This is a genomic window from Sorangium sp. So ce834 (assembly GCF_051521425.1).
In the GTDB taxonomy this organism is placed as follows: domain Bacteria; phylum Myxococcota_A; class Polyangia; order Polyangiales; family Polyangiaceae; genus Sorangium; species Sorangium cellulosum_D.
In genome coordinates this window covers 5,810,324-5,826,907 of record NZ_CP150351.1, presented here as the reverse complement: position 1 = coordinate 5,826,907, position 16,584 = coordinate 5,810,324, and the positions used below count along the sequence as shown (strand labels likewise).

The following is a 16,584-nucleotide window of genomic DNA, read 5'->3' as shown; positions in this document are numbered from 1 at the left end:
CGCGCGCACGCGCCCCGCGTGCCCTGCTGATCCTTCGACAGCTCCGGCCCGCGCTCAGACGCTGCCGTCGCCTGCGCGCACGAGCGTGACGAGCGCCTTCACGATCTCGAGGATCGCCTCCACGCGCTGTCGGATGCAGTCGCGCACGGCGCGGTCCGATTGCCACGAGATCCTGTTGAAGATCGCGTCCCGGGCGTTGACGTCCTTCTGGAGCGCCTGCGTCACGAGCGATCGCGCGAGGTCTTTGTCGCAATGCTCGGCGGCCTCGATGACCGTCTCCGTGTTCTCCTTCAGCAGGAACACGTGAAGCCTCTCCGGAGCGTCGCACTTGTCCTTGATCGCGCGTACCACGGCGGCGTCGTCCGCGCTCTCCGTGATGCCCTCGTGCTTGAGCTGGTGACGTATGGCGTCATCATCGACGAGCGCAAAGACCTGCTGACCCTTCGAGCTCAACCGGCGGATGTCTCTGCGGCAGCTCCGGAGCAGGTTCTGCACGCCCTTCATCGGCCGGCCGTCGAGCTTTCTTCGGAGCGCGAATCGGTCTTCTCCGGCATCGTCGGCGACGCATGCGACAAGGAGGTTGTGGAGGCCGAACTCCTTCTCCGGACCTCGCTGATCTTCGTACAGGATCACGGCGAGCGGGGTCACTCGCCCTCCCGCCGCGTCAGGATGGAGGCGGCGTGGCCGGCCCCGCGCACGTCGCCGAGCCCACGGTACTCCGTGAGCCAGTCCCGCAGGGCGTCCGGGTCGGGACGGGCGAGCGTCGTCGCGCGGCGCTCGTCGAGCTCGCAGAGGACGACCGAGCGGGCAGGGTCGGACAGGCCGTCGAGCAGCCGATCGGAGTGCGTCGCGAGCAGCACGGGCCGCTCCTTCGCCATGGCCTCGAAGAACCCGAGCACGCGCTGGAGCAGCTCGGGGTGGAGGTGGGTCTCGGGCTCGTCGAAGGCGATGAGGCTCTTCTTGGTGTTGAGCCGGTAGAGGGCCACGAACGCGAGGTACGCGAGCGTGCCGTCAGAGATCGCGAACGAGGGGATCTGCTCGTCGAGGCCGGCGTACTTGAGCCGCAGGGCGATCGAGCCGCCGCCCGGATCGGCGCGCACGTTGACGGACTCGACATCGGGCCCGAGTCCCAGACGGACGTAGTCCATCGTCTCCCGCCAGTGTGCGTCGGAGAAATCGTTCTTGAGAGCGCTCCAGGCGTTGGGGAGGTTGGCTCCGAAGCGCGAGAGCGCCTCCGCCGGCTCGATCGTCGCTGCGCCGCGCAGGGGTGAGGGTTGGCCACGCGAGCGCTGCACCCAGCGCGCCGTGGTGTCGAACGGCAGGTGGACGTCGATGGCGCGGAGCGCGGCCAGCGCCTCACGGATGAGCCAATGCGGTGGGAACTCCCCGAACGAAGAGAGCGCCAGCCGCTTCGGATCGATGGTCCTTTCTACGGGTGGAACGTCCTTCTCATCTATCAGAAACCTGAACGAGCTACTCCTGTAGAGCCCTCCCTCTCGCGAGATGATGCCGACACGTTGTTCCATGACGGCGTCGCCGTCATCGAGCTCACCGCGGACCCAATCGAGGAGCTCGCGCAGGATGACGCCGCTCCTGTCGAGCGCGAAGGAGTACTCGAACCTTTCATGGAAGCCGCCTTCCAGCGCGATGACCAGGCCGAGCTCCAGGTGCTCGGCGCCGGCGCGGAGCAAGCTCCCGACGCCGCCGTGAATCCTGATCATGTCCTCGGCGAAGCTCTCGCTAGCCGCGCGCTGCAGCAGCTCGCATGCCTCGATCAGGCTGCTCTTGCCGCTGCCGTTGTCGCCGATGAGGACGGTGAGCCCGTCAAGCCGGAGCCGCACATCGGCGAGGGAGCGCAGCCCCTTCACGTGAATCTCAGTGATCCGGTTGCTTGGCATGACGGTCGCTACCGAGCTCCGCGGTGCGATCCGCGGCACCTTCGTAGTACCCCAGGCGTGTGGGGTCGGCGTACCTTTTGTCGCGGCTCGCCCGCCCGTCGTCGCCGTGCATCGGACGCAGAGCGCCCGGCCGGGGCCAACGCGCAGCGCCGCCGTCACCCGAGCAGCTCCGCTGCGGGGTTGTCCAGAGCGCACCTCGCTCCCTCCGGCACACCGGGTACCCCTCCTCCGGCTTGATCCCTCGCCGATCGCCGGCCGCCCCCCGCCTTCGTTTTTTCTTGGACGACCGCCCTCCCGCAAGGCTTTCATCCCGCCCATGGCGAGGCTCGTCGAGGCGCTGAATCGATTCTTCGGGCGGGTCGAGATCCTCGCGCTCGGCCTCGAGAACGAGCGCAGCGCCGCCGAGGCCGCGCTCGCGAAGGGCATGCCCCTCGAGGCCCGCGAGCACGCCCGCACCATCCTCTCCGTCCTGCCCGACTCGGCCGTCGGGCTCGCGCTCTGGGCCGACGCCGCGGAGGACGCGTGGCTCGATCAGGAGGTCGTCACCGCGCTCGCCGACCTCGCGAAGCGCGTGCCCTGGCGCGCCGACGTGTGGCTCCGCCTCGGGCGCGCGGGGCAGCGCGTCGGCTGGGACGGCGCGCGCGACGCGCTCGAGCGCGCCACCGCGGCGCCCGAGGAGCGCGACGCGGCGCGGCTCGCGCTCCTCGACCTCTGCGACCTCGACCTCGCCGCCGGCGACCCGGCCCGCGCGCAGCGCTGGCTCGACCGCATCCCGGCGCCGCTCTCGACCGTGCCCGACCGCGACGTCGCCCTCCGCCGCGCCGAGTGCGCGCTCGCCCACGGCGACCTCGACGGCGCGCGCGCCGCCGCGGCGATCCTGGGCGAGCCCACCGCCATCGAGGGGCGCGCCGCCCTCGTGCTCGCCCGGCTCGCGCTCGCCGAGGCGGGCGCCGCGGCGGGCGCCTCGGCCGCGGCGCTGCCGCCGGCCGACGTGGGGCGGGCGCTCGACCTCGGGCTGCGGGCGCTCGTGCTCGACGTCCCCGGCGCGGCGGAGCTCTGCGCGTCGCTCGTCGCCGCCTCCCGCGACGTGCTCGTCGTCGACCGCGTGCGCCGCGTGGTCCGCGCCGCGGGCGCGCTCGACGAGCCGACCTGGGCCGCCGCGTTCGCCTTCGCCGAGGGGCGGCGCGACGACGCGCGGCAGGCGCTCGCGCGCGGGCTCTCCGCCGGCGATCGCGCGGCCGCGGCGGCGCTGCTCCGCATGGCCGTCGAGACCCGCGACCTCGGCGCGCTCGACGCGCTCGCGGCACGGGCGGCGGGCGCGGACCCGCGCGGCGACGCGGCGCCGCCGCTCACGCCCGACCTCGCCCGGCTGCGCGACGCCGCCAGGATGGCGTCCGAGGGGCAGGGGAGCGAGGCGCTCGACGCGCTCGACGCGGTGACCGGCGAGGGCGCGGCGTGGGCCGACGACATGCGCCGCGCGATCGCGCGCGCGTGGATCCCCGCCGCGCCGCGGGCGGCCGCGTGGGGCGACGCGCTGCGCGAGCTCGCGCGCACGGCCAAGCTCCTCGACCGGCTCGACCTGCTGGCGGCGACCGAGGCCCTCGCGGTGGAGCGGGAGCGCCCGCTGCGCGCCGCCGTGGTCGGCGAGTTCAACGCGGGCAAGAGCACGTTCCTGAACGCGCTGCTCGGCGAGGACGTGGCGCCGACCGGCGTCCTGCCGACGACCGCGACGCTCCACTGGGTCGCCTGGGCGCCCGATCCGTTCGCGCGCATCGTCGTGCGCGGCGGCCAGGACCGCGTCGTGCCGCACGCGGCGCTCAAGGACACGCTGCGCGCGCTCGCCGCGGCCGGGGCGAAGGTCGCGCGGGTCTTCATCTACGCGCCGATCGAGCGGCTCAAGCGCGTCGAGATCCTCGACACGCCCGGCTTCAACGCGCCGGACCCGGACCACATCGCGGAGGCGCGGCGCGCGTTCGACGAGGCCCACGTCGCCATCTGGCTGCTCGACGCGCCCCAGGCGATGAAGGAGTCGGAGCGGCGGGTGCTCTCCGAGATCAGCGCGCTCGGCGTGCCCGTGCAGATCCTCGCGAACAAGGCCGACCGGCTCAAGCCCGACGCGCTGGAGACGGTGCTCGCGCACGTGCGCGACAGCCTCGCGGCGAGCGCCATCACCTCGCTCACGCCGCCGATCGCCTTCTCGGCGCGGCTCTCGCTGAAGGGGCGGCTCGGCGACGAGGCGGCGCTCGCGGCCTCGGGGTGGGCCGAGGTCGAGGCGCTCTTCGCCGAGCAGATCGTCGACGCGAGCGACGCGCTCCGCGAGCGCGCGCTCCGGCGCAAGGCGGGCCGCATCGCGGCCGAGCTCGCGCAGGCGGCCGCGGCGCGCGCGGCGGAGGACCGCGAGGCCGGGCGGAGGGCGCGCGCCGAGGCCGACCGGCTCCGCGCGAGCGCGGCGTACCTGCGCCGCGAGCGGCGCACGATCGCCGCGGCGATCGACAAGGCGCTCGAGCCCGCGCGGCGGGAGCTCGCGGCCGACCTGCGGCCGATCGCGGCGCTGCCCGAGGAGCGCAAGCGCGCGGACGCCGGCGTCCGCGCCTACGTGCAGGAGCGGCTCGTCACGCGGCTGAGCTGGCCGCTGTCGGCGGAGATCGCGCGGGCGGCCCGCGCGGGCGCGGAGCCGGGGGCGCGCGCCGCGAGCGGCGTCGAGGAAGCAAGCGCCGCCGCGCCGTCGCCGCGGGCGGCGGCCCACGTGCGCGCGGTCCTGATGGGCATGGTGGCGGTGCACGACGCCCCCGACGAGCTCGCGGCGCGCTCGATCGAGGGCGTGGTCGAGGCCGCGATCGACGCCTTCGCCATGGCGCTGTCGGCCGAGGCGGAGGCGCCCGTGCCGCCGGCGGCCTCGGCGGCGATCGAGCTGCGCGCGCAGGCGCTCCGGGCGGCGTTCGAGGCGCCCGAGGCGCCGCCGGCCGGCGCCTGAGCGCGGCCGGGCTCGCGGTGGCGGTGCGTCGGCGGGCACGCAGCGCCAGCGGTTCGGTGGCGTCGCGTCGGCGACTCGGTCTGCGCCGCGTCAGCGGCTCAGGAAGAACGCGAGCACCCCGAGCGCCAGCCCGATCACGAGCGCCAGCGGCACCACGAGCCGGACCATCCACAGATCGGTCGGGCGCTGGGGCGGCCGGCGATCCCGATGGACCGGGGGCGGCGTGATCTCGATGACCTGCTCGGCCGCGGGCCGCGCCGGATGCCGCGGCAGCGCCGCGGCGCCGGCCGGCCCGGCGCCTCGCGGCGCCTCGTGCCGGGGGGACGGCGCGCGGGCGCCCGCGGCGGAGAAGAGCGGCGCGAAGTCCTTGCGATCGTGGATCACGAGGTCGCTCGACGGCGGATCGCTCGAGGGGCTGCTGAGCCGCGCCTGCGGGAGCGTGCGCGAGAAATCCTCGGACGTCGGCCCGGCGAGCGGGTCGTGCCGCAGGGCGACGGCGGCCGGCAGCGCCGCGGCGCGCGACGAGATCGCGCTCGACGCCGGCCCCTCCGTGAGCGCGCCCTCGCGGAACATCGCCTTCGCCAGCATCTCGCCCCGCTGCGCCGGCGGCGGCGGGTCGACGTCGCGCAGCGGCGGCGCGGCCGTCATCGTGCTCCGGATCGACACCGGCACCGCCGACTCCACGGTCGGCGCGTCCTCGAGCGCGCTCGCCGTGGCGGCCGGGAGCAGCGCGTCGGACAGGTGGGGCAGGAGCCGCTCGAGCTCCTCGCGCAGCTCGCGCGCGCTCTGCTGGCGCTGGCCCGGCATCTTCGCGAGCGCCGTGAGGATGATCGCCTCCAGCGCGGGGTGGATCTGCGGCAGGAACAGGCTCGGCGGGGGCGGCCGCTTGCGGATGTGATCCATGGCCACCTCCCACACGACCGCCGTGGGCGGGAAGGGGAGGCGGCCCGTGACGAGCAGGAACAGCAGGACCCCGCACGCGTACACGTCGCTGCGCCCGTCGATGACGTCGCCCCGGCACTGCTCCGGGGACATGTACGCCGGCGTGCCGACGACCACGCCGACCGTGGTGACCGAGCCCCAGACGCTGATCGGCGCGCTGTTCGGCCCGTCGTCGCCGGCGCGGGTGCCGCCCTCGACCATCTTCGCGATCCCGAAGTCGAGCACCTTCACGCGCTCGACCGACGGGTCCGCCGGATCCCGCAGGATCATCACGTTCTCGGGCTTGAGGTCGCGGTGCACGATGCCCCGCGCGTGCGCGGCGTCGAGGGCGTCGGCGATGCCGATCAGGATCCGCGCGGCGCGGGCCTCCGAGAGGCGGCGCTCGGCGAGCAGGAGCTCGAAGAGGTCCTGCCCCGAGACGAGCTCCATCACGATGTACGGCAGGTGCCCTTCGACCCCGGAGTCGAGGATCTGCACCGTGTTCGGGTGGTGGAGGCGCGACGCGGCCTTCGCCTCGCGGTAGAAGCGGGTCACGAAGGTCTCGTCGCCGAGGAGCTGCGGGTGCATGATCTTGATGGCGACGTCGCGCGGCTCCGCGTCCTGGACGCCGCGGTAGACCGCCGCCATCGCGCCCTCGCCGATGAACCCGGTGACGAGGAAGCGCCCCGCGATCGTTCGGCCGATGAGTTCCGGGCCCGCGCTCATGAGCGAGACTTCACCATAGGGTCCTCTGCGTCCTTCTAGAAGGGCTACCCCGGCGGTTGCGCGCTACGGCTTCGCGGGCGCGGGCGCGGGCCGGGGCTCGCCCTTCGTCCCGAGGATCGCCTCGAGGATCGGCCGCGACCCCTGCACCGCGGTGCGCTGCGAGTAGAGGTGGAGCCCGCGCAGGCCGCCGAGCTCCTCGCCGCCGCCGGCGCGCCCCGGGCCGCCGTGGATCGTCTGCGGGAGGACGGTGCCGGGGCCCGGCGCCTGGTCGGCGATCCGCTCGCTGCCGAGCAGGACGCGGCCGTGGTACGGCGCGACGCCGAGCAGCACCTCCGCCGCGAAGCCGCGGTCGTCGCTGTAGATCGAGCAGACGAGGCTCCCGCGGCCCCGGCGCAGGAGGGCGACGGCGTGCGCCGCGCCGCCGTCGTAAGGGAAGAGCGTCGCCACCGGGCCGAAGACCTCGTGCTCGTGCGCGGCGGGCGCGCCGTCCGGGCCGCTCGCGACGAGCAGCGTCGGCGGCACGAAGTACCCCTTTCCCTCGGGCACGCCGATCTTCTCGAACGGCCCGTCGCCGCCGAGCGCCACCTCCGCCCCCGCCGCGAGCCGCTCGATGCCGGCGCGCACGCCGCGGAGCTGATCGGCCGTGGTGAGCGGACCCACGGTGACCCCGTCCTGCGCGGGGTCGCCGACGCGCGCGTCGCGGAGGCGGTCGACGAGGTCGGCGCGCACCGTGGCGATGACGGAGGCGGGCGCGAAGATGCGCCGGATCGCCGTGCACTTCTGGCCGGCCTTCTGGGTCATGTCGCGCACGACGTCGCGGAGGAACATCGCGTAGGTCTCGGAGCCGGGCTCGACGTCGGGGCCGAGGACCGCGCCGTTCAGGCTGTCGGCCTCCACGTTCACGCGGACGCTCTCCCGCGCGAGGCCCGGCAGGAGCCGGAGCGCCGCGCCGGTGGCGCTCGATCCGGTGAACGCGAGGACGTCCTCGCCGCCGAGGTGCGCGAGGAGGTCGCCCGGCGGGCCCGCGACGAAGGAGAGGGCGCCGCGTGGCAGCGGGGCGCGCTCGGTGAAGATCTTCATCAGCCGGAACGCGACGAGGGCCGTGCTCGTCGCGGGCTTCGTGATGACGGGCATGCCGGCGAGGAGGGCGCAGGCGGCCTTCTCCGCGAGCCCCCACGCGGGGAAGTTGAAGGCGTTGATGTGCACCGCGACGCCGGGGCGCGGCACGAGGATGTGCTGCCCGAAGAACCGCGGCGAGCGCCCGAGCTGCGCGCCCTCGCCGTCCGCGAGCAGCCGCGCGTCGCCGAGCTGGGCGCCGAGGTCGGCGTAGTAGGCGAGCGTCCCGATCGCGCCGTCGATGTCGAACTTGGCGTCGCCGCGGGTGTTGCCGCCGTTCTGGATGGCGATGTCGATGAGCGCGTCGCGGTGCGCGTGCGCGGCGCGCGACATGGCGCGGAGCAGCTCGCCGCGCTCCGCGAACGTCAGCGCGCGCAGGGAGGGCCCGCCCACCGCCCGGGCGAACGCCACCGCGGCCGCGAGGTCGAGCCCGTCCGTGCTCGTCTCGGCGAGCGGCTCCTCGGTCGCGGGGTTGACGAGCGGGTACGGCGCCCCCTGACCGGCGATCCACTGACCTTCGACGTAGCTATCGAGCCGCTCCATGGGGCGCGTAGCCTACTCGCTCCACGTCACTTGCACGAGGCGGACGCGAGCAGCGCCGAGATCTTCGCCTTCACCACCTCGAACTCCCGCACCGCGAGGTCGATCTCGGCCTGGCGCTGCCTGCGGCCGGACTCGACGAGATCGAAGCTCGTCACGGTGCCGGCCTCGTACGCGACCTGCGTGAGGCGCGCGGTCTCGCGCGCGAGGTCGCGCGACTGCTCGGCGACCGCGCGCGCCTGCTCGGCGACCTCGACGCTCCGGACCGCCTGCGTCGACTCGAGCTCGGCCGAGCGCTCCGCCGCGCCGAGGCGGGCCCGCTGCTGCTCCACGGCCGCCCGGTTGATCCGGAGATCGCCGTAGCGCGCCCCGCCGTCCCAGATGGGGACGGTGAGCACCGCGCGGATCGACCACGACCAGCCGGGCCGCGCGGCGCCGCCGGCGTCCCCAACGCCGCCGCCGCCGACGCCGCTGGTGGTGCCGCCGAAGTAGGTCTCGGTCCCCAGCGTGCTCGACACCTCGGCATACGGAGCGAACGCGAGCTTCGCGTCGGTGAGGCCGCGCTCGGCGAGCTCCAGCTCGGCGCGCGCCGCGCGGACGTCGGCGCGCTGATCCGTCCGCGTCTGGGTGCACTGGGACCCGAGCTCCGCCGCGATCCCGTTCAGCGAGAACTCCTGCGGCACGCCGACCTCGCCCTTCAGGCCGAGCGCGGCCCCGAGCGCCTCGCGCGCCCTGCGCAGCGACTCGTCGCCGGACACGAGCGTCGCGCGGGCGAGCGCGACGTCCTGCTCCGCGCGGACGACGTCGAGCTTGGTGCCGGTGCCGAGGCGCTCCCGCCGCCGCGTGAGCTCGAGCAGCTCGAGCGCGCTGCGCAGCCCGACGCGGTTGACCTCGCTGAGCCGCTCGGTCGTGACGATGGACACGACGGCGTCGGCGACCGCGACGAGCGTGAAGCGGCGCCGGTCCTCGAGGCTCAGCTTGGCGACCTCGACCGCGAGGTCGGCGGTGCCGATGCCGTACCAGGCGCGCGGCGCGAGGATGGGCTGCCGGAGCGTGATCGACGCCCCCGCCCGCGTCGGCGCGTCCGCGCCCCCGGGCGCCAGGAGGCGGCTCAGCTCGCCGCTCGCGTCGAGGTTCGGCAGCGCCTGGGCGAGCGCCCGCCGCGCGCTCCCCTCGGCGCGGGCGACCTCCTGCACGGCGACGACGAGATCGACCGACCGCTGCTCGATGATCGCGCGCGCCTCGTTCCAGCTCGCGAGCGTGCGCGCCGCCGGTGGGACGGGCGCGAGCGCGGGGTCGTTCACCTCGATGCGCTGCGGCGTCACCGCGGGCGCCCCCGCCGGCGCCGGCGCCGCGGCCGGGGGGGGCGCGGCGGCGCCCGCGGGCGCCTGCTGGCCCGGCCGACCCTGAGGCAGCTGGCCCGGCCGCGCCGGCGGAGGCGCCGGCTGCGCGAGGGCGACGCCTTGATGCAGGGCGAGGGAGGCGAGGGTGAGGACAGCGACCATGCGGAGCCGGCGACGGGGCATGCGCGACTCGATGCGCTGTCCGGCGCGCGACGACAAGCCCGAAGCGGACGGGCGCGCGGTCTCGGCCTGCGCGTGTGTGCGAAACCGTGGGCGGGGGCCGCGCGGCGGCCCAAGTGATGGCGGCGGAGCGCGGATGCGCCACTATTCTGGATCACCGATGCCAAGCCGGTTGCCCCCGAACGACATCTGCCTCGGCTGCGGAAAGCGACGGCGATGCGGCGCCGCCGACCCTTGCGCCCGCTGCGGCGAGCCCCCACATCGCGCCGTGTGGCGACGTTGCGAGAAGCGCGGCGCGTCGCCGAGGATCGAGCTGTTCCTGAGCGCCATCACGAGCGGCCTCTTGCTCGCTTACTCGGCGCTCTACGCGCTGCTCCTGACCGGCCTCGCCGAGTCCGCGGACAGCTCCCTCGCCTCGGCGGCGCTGTTCGTCGCGATCCTGTGGCTCGGCGTGAGGCTCGCGCGGTGGATCGTGCGCTCGCTCTTCGAGCTCTGGGGCACCACGTGGTCGTACTGCTCCGCCGACGGCGCGCGCTGGGGCACCGTGAGCACGCTCTTCGGGTGGTACGGCGCCGGCGAGGGCGTGAGCCTGACGGAGTTCCGCCCCACGAGCGCGGGCTCGACGCTCTTCTGCTCCTCGGACGCGATCGACGCGGGGCTCCCGGTCGTGGCCGCGAACCTCTCGCGCCTCGTCGGAGCGCAGGGCCACGAGGCGTTCTCGCCGTTCGAGGTGCTGATGCTCAGCGCCTTCACGGGCCTCGTCGCGCGCGGCGAGGCGATCATCAGCCGGGCCACGGCGGTGCGCTGGCGCAAGGACTGGCTCGGCGCCGCGCGGCGCGGCGCGGCCCACGCGATCTTCACGATCGAGCGCGCCGGCGATCGCGAGGAGGGCAGCGCGATCGAGCGCGAGATCCTCGCGGCCATGCAGGCCAAGGCGGACGGCCTCGCGTCGGCCGCGGAGCCCCCGCCGCCCGGGGGCTACCGCGACGCCGTGTGGCGGCCGCCCCCCGTGCGGCTCTGCATCGACGAGGTGCTGCGCCCGCGCGCGCTCGCGCTGGCGGCGCGGGCGCTCCGCAAGGAGCCGCGCGGCGGCGCGCCGGTCGCGGTCGCCGCGGCGCTCGACGAGTTCGGCAGGCGCGACCCCGCCCGGATGAGCCACCTCCGCGTGCTCCTCGCCGAGCACCGCCGCCGCGCGCTGTCGGCGTGAGCCGCGGCGCTCAGTGCCACACGCCGACGCCGGCGCTCACGCTCTCGTAACGAGGCGCGACGTCCATGGACGCCTGCAGCGTGTAGGCGGCCTCGGAGATCAGCCCCCAGAAGGTCGTCGTCAGCACGCGGATGTCCGCGCCGAAGGTGAAGTGCTGCCGCCCCACGCCGCCGTAGCGGTTCGGCTCGTAGTAGCTCCCGAACCGCGTGTGCACGCGGCCCGGGATCGGCTCCGTCTCGATCCCGAACCGCGGCGAGAAGCTCACGTGCGCGCCCGACGTGCCCACCGCCGAGTCGTCGCCGGCCCTCTCCGGCAGGTTCTGCGCCAGAAAGCTCTCGAGGCTCACCCCGTTCGACACCGCGCCCGTGACGAGGAGCTCCGCGGTGATGAGCAGGTGCTCGCGCGGCCAGTTCCAGTAGCGGGCGCGCCGCTCCTTCTCGAGCAGGTCCGGCCCGGCGGCGAGCGCGCGCTCGTCGGCCTCGCGCTCGCGCGCTCTCTCCAGCGCGAAGATCCGCGCCCGCCGGGCGCGCTCCTCGGGGTCGGCGATCTCGGCGAGCTCGCGCTCCCGCCGCGCCTCCCGCTCGGCCCGCCTGCGCGCGATCGCCTGGCGGAGCTCCCGCTCCTGCTCGCGCGGGTTGATCCACGCCGGGTTGAGCGGGCGCGGCCCCACCTGGACGGCGAGCCCGAGCTCGAGCTCCCAGGGGAGGACGACCTCGTTCGGCAGGATCAGCCCGCCGGCGCGGCGGACGTTCCCGTCCGTGACCACCCCCTCGCCGAGCAGCCGGCCCCCGTTCACGGGGAAGCGGAACGTCGCGCCGATCCGGTAGGACGCCCAGTCGGGGCGGACGAGCACCCCGAGCTCCGGGGAGATGCCCGCGATCGTGAGGTTGGTCTGCTCCGCGCCGAGGCCGAGCGTCACGGCGCGGGCGCCGGCGCCCAGCACGACCGCGTCGCCGAGCAGGCGGGCTCCGCCGAGGAAGTGGTACTTGCCGGTCACGACCGTGGTCTCGGCGCCGCCGTCGTCCACGAGCGAGTACCGCTGCAGCTCGGCGTTGACCCCGAGGCCGAAATCGCCCACCTGGAGCTGGGCGCCGAGGGTCAGGTACACGAAGTTCGAGTAGTCGAGGTCGATGTCGCCGCTGTTGTCGAAGTCGTTGTTGTCGAAATCGTTGTCCCCGAAGAGCTCGATGGGCAGCGAGATCGACGCGGCGACGTCCCACTCGAGCCATTTCACGCTGAAGGGCTCCCGGACCGCGGGCGCGGCGGCGTTGGCCACCATGCCGGCGATCCCCTCGGCGTAGGCGGCGTACGCGCCGGCGATCCCGGTCACGCGCAGCGGCGCCAGGATCGGCCCCTGGAAGAGGTCGATGGTGTACGCGTTGTCCTGGAGCGGCTGGGCCGGCGCGGCCCGCGGCGGGCCGAGGGCGAGGGCCAGCGCGGCGAGCGCCGCGGCGGGGCGGCGGGCGGCGCGGCGCGGCGCGGTCGTCTCGGTCACCTCGCGCTGCCCCTCCGGTCCAACAGCATCTCGTCGCGCCCGCGTCGAGGTGATAGCACTGGCCCGCACGGAAGGGACCGCGGAAGCGGAGCCCGACCCGCGGTGGCCGGGCCCGGCGACGAGGCTCCCCGGCCAGCGAACCACGACGAATTGAGACGAGGAGCGGCCGCCCGCCGCCGCGCGAGCGCCCGCGCACCCCATCCCGCCCAAGGAACCGCTGCTCTCATGCCCGCCCAAGCTCCCGCGCCCATCGCTCCCGCCCCGGCCGTGCCTGGGACCGAGGCGCGATCGCCCGGCGGGCGGCGGCGCCCCGGCGGGCCTCGCGCCCGCGGCCGGCGCGTCGCCCTGGTCGCCTACTACAGCTTCGCCGCGCTCATCATCGTCTCGTGCACCCTCCAGGTGATCCGGCAGGTCTTCTTCCTGCCGGCCGCGCCGTCGCCCTACGGGAGCTGCGAGGAGGGCCTCCTGGCGCTCGTCCGGGCCGTCGAGCGCGCCAGGGAGGCCGCCCCGGGGACCGACGGGGAGGACGCCGCCCTCGCCCGGTTCCGGAGCACGCTCGCTCCGGCGTGGGGCTACCGGGACGGAGTCGCCGCCTCGTGCCGGGGCTCCGCCGAGAACGAGCGCGCTCTCGACGCCATCGAGCGGCTCCGCTATGCGGAGGAGCACGCAGCGCGGCGCGAGGCAGGCGATCTGGCTCCGCTACGGCGCCGGGTCCGGGCGATCGTCGATGGCCAGCTTGGGCCCGTGTCCCCGAGATAATACCCCGACGCGGCGATCACGCAGGACGATATGACCGATATGACCGTTCCTTCTCCCCCTGCCGCAGTGGCGGGTGAAGCGCAGACCGGCGAAAAGCCCCAGCCGCCGCCCACCTTCGATGTGCTGCCCCTGTCGTCCGAGCTGCGCGAGACGCTCGCGGAGATTGGCTACGTCCACCCGACGCCGGTGCAGCTCGCCGTCTGGGAGCCGGTCACGCGCGGGCGCGACGCGGTCGTGCAGGCGCGCACCGGCACCGGCAAGACGGCGGCCTTCGGGCTCCCGATCGTCGACCACGCCGTGAAGCGCTCGCTCGCGCAGGCGCAGGTGCTCGCGCTCTGCCCGACGCGAGAGCTCGCGCTCCAGGTCTCCGCCGAGGTCGAGCGCCTCGGCAAGCGCAAGGGCGTCAAGGTGGTCGCCGTGTACGGCGGCGCGCCGATGCAGCGGCAGATCGACGCGCTCGCCGCCGGCGCGCAGGTCATCGTCGGCACGCCGGGCCGCGTGCTCGACCACCTGCGCCGCGGGACGATCGTCGCCAAGCACATCCGGCTGCTGGTGCTCGACGAGTGCGACGAGATGCTCTCGATGGGCTTCGAGCGCGAGCTCACCGCGATCCTCGCCGAGCTGCCGCCGGAGCGGCAGACGCTGCTGTTCTCGGCGACGCTCCCGCCCGACATCGAGCGCATCGCGCGCAGCAAGCTGCGCTCGCCCGAGTTCATCACCCTCTCCGGCGACGCGGTCGGCGCGCTCCAGATCCAGCACTACGTCTACCTCGTCACGGGCGACAAGCTGACGTCGCTGATCCGGATCCTCGAGGTCGAGAACCCGGAGAACGCGGTCGTCTTCTGCAACACCAAGGACGAGACGGAGACGGTCGCCGCGGCGCTGAAGCGCCAGGGCTACGACGCCGACTGGCTGAACGGCGATCTGCCGCAGTCCGATCGGGAGAAGGTGATGAGCGCGACGCGCGAGGGGCGCCTGCGCTTCCTCGTCGCCACCGACGTGGCGGCCCGCGGCATCGACATCTCGCACCTCACGCACGTCATCAACTACGACTTCCCGCAGGACGCCGAGGCGTACGTGCACCGCACCGGCCGCACCGGCCGCGCGGGGCGCACCGGCACGGCGATCGCGCTGATCACGCCGCAGGACGTCGGGCCGCTCTACATCCTCCGGCTGACGTACAAGATCCGGCCGCTCGAGAAGCAGCTCCCCACGGAGGGCGAGCTCAAGACGCGCGCCGAGGCCGACCTCGTCGCGCTGCTCGCCGAGGCGTTCCTGCCGAAGGGCACGCACCCGGACGACCTCTCGCTCGCGCGCCGGCTGCTCACGCACGACCAGGCCGAGGCGATCGTGGCGGGCCTCCTGCGCGATCACCTCGGCGCGCGGCCGACGGCGCAGGAGGAGGCGAGCGCCGCGCGGCGCGCCCAGCAGCCGCGCGCGGCGGCGCGCGAGGGCGCCGAGCCCTCGACCCGGCCCGAGCCCGCGACGCGCGGCGCGAGCGCGCGGGGCGAGGGGCGCGCGGCGCAGGGCGCGATCCCGCGCGCGGCCGACTCGGTCGATCCGCGCTCGCCGGAGACGGAGCGCAGCAGCGAGCGCGAGGGCGCGCGCGAGGGCGATCGGGACCGCGGGCGGGATCGCGATCGCAGGTCGCTGCGGCTGCGGCGGGACGAGGGGCGGCGCGGGCCCCGCGGCGCGGACGCGCCGGCCGGGGACGACGCGCGGAGCGAGCCGCGCCGGCCGGAGGTGGCGAGGGCGCGCGACGAGGGGCCCGTCTCGGTCGAGCCGCTCACGCGGCCGGAGCCGCTGATGCGGATCGAGCCGCCGCGCGGCGAGGGCGCGCCCGGCCGCGGCCCGGCGGAGCGCCTGCGCGAGCGGCCCGGCACCGCGACGCTGCTGTCGGCGCGCCGCGGCCCCGCCGCGGCCGGCGTCGCCGCCGCGCCCGGCCGCGGCGGCGCGCAGGGCCAGCCGTTCTCCCGCCACGCCGACTTCACCATGTGGCAGCCGCCGGAGGAGGAGGGCGACGACGAGCCGATCCTCGGCGAGCCGCCCTCCCCGCCGCCCGGCTCGCCCGCGTCGCGCGGCGGCGATCGCGAGCGCGCGAGCGGCGCTTCGCCCGCGCTCGTCGGCGAGCCCGCGGTCGAGATCGAGAGCGGCGAGCCCGGCGAGCCGCCGCGCGCCGAGCCCTCGCGCGACGAGGCGGACAGCGAGTTCGTCGAGGTCTTCATCAACCTCGGCCGCCGCGACGGCGCGCGCGCGGCAGATTTCCAGCGCGCGCTCATCGAGCGGGCGGGGATGGCCAAGGGTGACATCCGGCGCATCCGCGTGCGCGAGCGCAACGCGTTCGTCAGCGTCCCGAAGGCCGAGCTCGCGCGGGTCGTGGCGGCGCTGAACGGCGCGACGATCGCGGGCAAGGAGGCGCGCGCGGAGCAGGCTCGCGAGCGCACGTCAAGCGCCGAAGAGGTGACGGAAGACGCCTGAGCGCGGGGCACGCCGGTCCGCCGAGTCGAGGCGGCGGACCGGGCTCCGCGCTGGCGTTTCGCGATGCCGCCGCGCGTGCCAGACACCGCCCGCCGGCGTACGTCGGTGGGCGCTCGCGTGCGACGCCGTCCAGGCGGCACTGCCCGGCGCGCAACGCGCTAGCCAAGCTCGCCCACTGGTCGTATCACGGAAGGGATGGCGCGCAGTGGAGCGGAGGATATCGACCGGCTTCGACGGGACATCGATCGAGCGCTTGCTGACAAGCTCGACGCGGACAGGGTTCTCCCGCTGCTCGCGCGTCTGGCCCGCGCGACGGCGCCCGGCAGCGAGCCGTGGCTCTATGCGCACCGCCACCTCGCGGAGATGGGCGTCGAGCACGACCCGTGGCGCGCCGCGCTCTTCGCGCGCCGCGTGCTGCAGTTCCACGGGGAGGACGACGGCGCGTGGGCGGTGCTCGGCCTCGCGCAGTCGCTGCTCGGCAACTACCGCTACGCCGCGCGCGCCTACGAGCGCGCCCTGGCCATCGCGCCCGACAACCCGTGGTACGCCCACAACCTGGGCCACCTGTACGACGTCGCCCTGAACCGTCCCCACGACGCCTTGCCGCTCCTGGCGCAAGCCACCGAGGCGCAGACGGGCGAGGCCGACATCGCCGCGAGCTACGCCCACGCGCTCGCCCGGTGCGGCAAGCTGGTGCTCGCGAAGAAGATCTTGAAGCGCGCCATCCGCCACGGGGCGACGGCCGACCAGATGGCGCTGTGGCGCTGGCTCGACGCCGGCGCGCCGACCGCGGGCGAGAGCGGGCCCGACCCTCAGCGCCCGGCCGACTCGAAGCGCAAGACCAAGCGGCGGCGCGCGCGCGAGCGCCAGAGCCTCGGCGACTGAGCCGCCCGCCCGCCCGCTCCCGTGCGCACCGCCGCAGAGCGCCCCACGCGAGGAACCTCACG

11 protein-coding genes are annotated in these 16,584 nt (G+C 75.3%); 5 read left to right on the top strand and 6 right to left on the bottom strand.

The annotated features are described in order from the left end of the window. Positions 1-54 precede the first annotated feature (54 nt). On the bottom strand, positions 55-648 hold the full coding sequence (locus WMF20_RS20960; protein ID WP_437616211.1) for a hypothetical protein: 594 nt from the start codon (positions 646-648) through the stop codon (positions 55-57). Next, a complete protein-coding gene (locus WMF20_RS20955; protein WP_437616209.1) occupies positions 645-2,057 on the bottom strand; it encodes an AAA family ATPase in 1,413 nt (470 codons plus the stop codon). The genes WMF20_RS20960 and WMF20_RS20955 overlap by 4 nt, the downstream gene beginning before the upstream one ends. A 157-nt stretch (positions 2,058-2,214) precedes the next feature. On the opposite strand from WMF20_RS20955, the gene WMF20_RS20950 reads away from it, so the two are divergent. Further along, complete coding sequence (locus WMF20_RS20950) at positions 2,215-4,872, top strand: dynamin family protein (RefSeq protein WP_437616207.1); 2,658 nt, start codon at positions 2,215-2,217, stop codon at positions 4,870-4,872. Positions 4,873-4,962: 90 nt separating this feature from the next. Here WMF20_RS20950 and WMF20_RS20945 read toward each other — a convergent pair whose 3' ends face one another. The 3 genes from WMF20_RS20945 to WMF20_RS20935 all read right to left on the bottom strand — a co-directional run bounded on the left by WMF20_RS20945 (position 4,963) and on the right by WMF20_RS20935 (position 9,701). Then, positions 4,963-6,519, bottom strand: coding sequence for a protein kinase domain-containing protein (locus tag WMF20_RS20945; RefSeq protein ID WP_437616205.1), 1,557 nt, complete (start codon positions 6,517-6,519; stop codon positions 4,963-4,965). A gap of 63 nt (positions 6,520-6,582) precedes the next feature. Further along, positions 6,583-8,178 (bottom strand): 3,4-dehydroadipyl-CoA semialdehyde dehydrogenase, encoded by a 1,596-nt coding sequence (locus WMF20_RS20940; RefSeq protein ID WP_437616203.1) that lies wholly within the window; start codon positions 8,176-8,178, stop codon positions 6,583-6,585. A gap of 26 nt (positions 8,179-8,204) precedes the next feature. Further along, a complete protein-coding gene (locus tag WMF20_RS20935; protein ID WP_437616201.1) occupies positions 8,205-9,701 on the bottom strand; it encodes a TolC family protein in 1,497 nt (498 codons plus the stop codon). A gap of 265 nt (positions 9,702-9,966) precedes the next feature. Here WMF20_RS20935 and WMF20_RS20930 point away from each other — a divergent pair, with 265 nt between their 5' ends. Beyond that, positions 9,967-10,905, top strand: a complete 939-nt coding sequence (locus WMF20_RS20930) for a hypothetical protein (RefSeq protein WP_437616199.1) — start codon at positions 9,967-9,969, stop codon at positions 10,903-10,905. A 10-nt stretch (positions 10,906-10,915) separates the two neighbouring features. On the opposite strand, the gene WMF20_RS20925 is transcribed toward WMF20_RS20930, so the two are convergent. Further along, positions 10,916-12,400 carry a hypothetical protein gene (locus tag WMF20_RS20925; RefSeq protein ID WP_437616197.1) on the bottom strand — a complete coding sequence of 495 codons (1,485 nt, stop codon included), beginning with the start codon at positions 12,398-12,400 and terminating at the stop codon, positions 10,916-10,918. 225 nt (positions 12,401-12,625) lie between these two features. Between WMF20_RS20925 and WMF20_RS20920 the strand changes: the two genes are divergently transcribed. From WMF20_RS20920 to WMF20_RS20910, 3 genes are all read left to right on the top strand, one after another. Continuing rightward, positions 12,626-13,159, top strand: a complete 534-nt coding sequence (locus WMF20_RS20920) for a hypothetical protein (RefSeq protein ID WP_020736304.1) — start codon at positions 12,626-12,628, stop codon at positions 13,157-13,159. A 39-nt stretch (positions 13,160-13,198) separates the two neighbouring features. Then, entirely contained in the window at positions 13,199-15,637 is a 2,439-nt protein-coding gene (locus tag WMF20_RS20915; RefSeq protein ID WP_437616195.1) for a DEAD/DEAH box helicase, read from the top strand. A gap of 195 nt (positions 15,638-15,832) precedes the next feature. Continuing rightward, positions 15,833-16,522, top strand: coding sequence for a tetratricopeptide repeat protein (locus WMF20_RS20910; RefSeq protein ID WP_129576036.1), 690 nt, complete (start codon positions 15,833-15,835; stop codon positions 16,520-16,522). Positions 16,523-16,584 lie beyond the last annotated feature (62 nt).